At 68.9% G+C, this 1,352-nt stretch carries 1 protein-coding gene; it reads left to right on the top strand.

The genetic code is table 11. The features are described 5' to 3' along the window. Positions 1-1,352 (top strand): glucose-6-phosphate isomerase (gene pgi / locus AC0ZLC_RS34250; RefSeq protein WP_476755815.1); only part of this gene is annotated, 1,352 nt, incomplete at both ends.

Below are 1,352 nucleotides of genomic sequence, written 5' to 3'. Positions count from 1 at the left end.
CTGGCCGCGGCCACCGGCGTGTTCGGGCAGCGGGACGCCATGTTCCGCGGTGAGAAGATCAACGTCACCGAGGACCGGGCGGTGCTGCACACCGCGCTGCGCGCCCCGCGGGACGCGGTGGTCGAGGTCGACGGGGAGAACGTCGCGCCGGCCGTGCACGCCGTGCTGGACCGGATGAGCGCGTTCGCGGACAAGGTCCGCTCCGGCGAGTGGACCGGCCACACCGGCAAGCGCATCAGGAACGTGGTCAACGTCGGCATCGGCGGCTCCGACCTCGGCCCGGCGATGGCGTACGACGCGCTGCGCGCCTTCACCGACCGCGACCTCACCGTCCGGTTCGTGTCGAACGTGGACGGCGCCGACCTGCACGAGGCCGTCCGCGACCTGGACCCGGCCGAGACGCTCTTCGTCGTGGCGTCCAAGACGTTCACCACCATCGAGACCATCACCAACGCCACCTCGGCACGGACCTGGCTGCTCGCGGGGCTCGACGGCGAGGAGAAGGCGGTCGCCAGGCACTTCGTGGCGCTGTCGACGAACGGTGAGAAGGTCGCCGACTTCGGTATCGACACGGCGAACATGTTCGAGTTCTGGGACTGGGTCGGCGGCCGCTACTCGTACGACTCCGCGATCGGTCTGTCGCTGATGATCGCCATCGGTCCCGACCGGTTCCGCGAGATGCTCGACGGGTTCCGTCTCGTCGACGAGCACTTCCGCACCGCACCCGCGGAGTCCAACGCGCCGCTGCTGCTGGGCCTGCTGGGCATCTGGTACGGCAACTTCTTCGACGCGCAGTCGCACGCGGTGCTGCCGTACTCGCACTACCTGTCCAAGTTCACCGCGTACCTCCAGCAGCTGGACATGGAGTCCAACGGCAAGTCGGTGGACCGCGAAGGACGTCCGGTGGACTGGCAGACCGGACCGGTGGTGTGGGGCACGCCCGGCACCAACGGACAGCACGCCTACTACCAGCTCATCCACCAGGGCACGAAGCTGATCCCGGCCGACTTCATCGGCTTCGCGGAGCCGGTCGCGGACCTCCAGCCCGGCCTCGTCGCCCAGCACGACCTGCTGATGGCGAACTTCTTCGCGCAGACGCAGGCGCTGGCGTTCGGCAGGACGCCCGAGGAGGTGCGCGGCGAAGGGGTGCCCGAGGATCTGGTGCCGCACAAGACCTTCCAGGGCAACCACCCGACGACGACGATCCTCGCGCGCGAGCTGACGCCCTCCGTCCTCGGCCAGCTGATCGCCCTCTACGAGCACAAGGTGTTCGTCCAGGGCGCGGTCTGGAACATCGACTCCTTCGACCAGTGGGGCGTCGAGCTCGGCAAGGTCCTCGCCAAGCGCGTCGA

Source organism: Streptomyces sp. GLSS-08 (assembly GCF_056387915.1).
The sequence above is the reverse complement of the archived record's forward strand: the minus strand, read 5'-3'. Positions and strand labels throughout refer to the sequence as shown.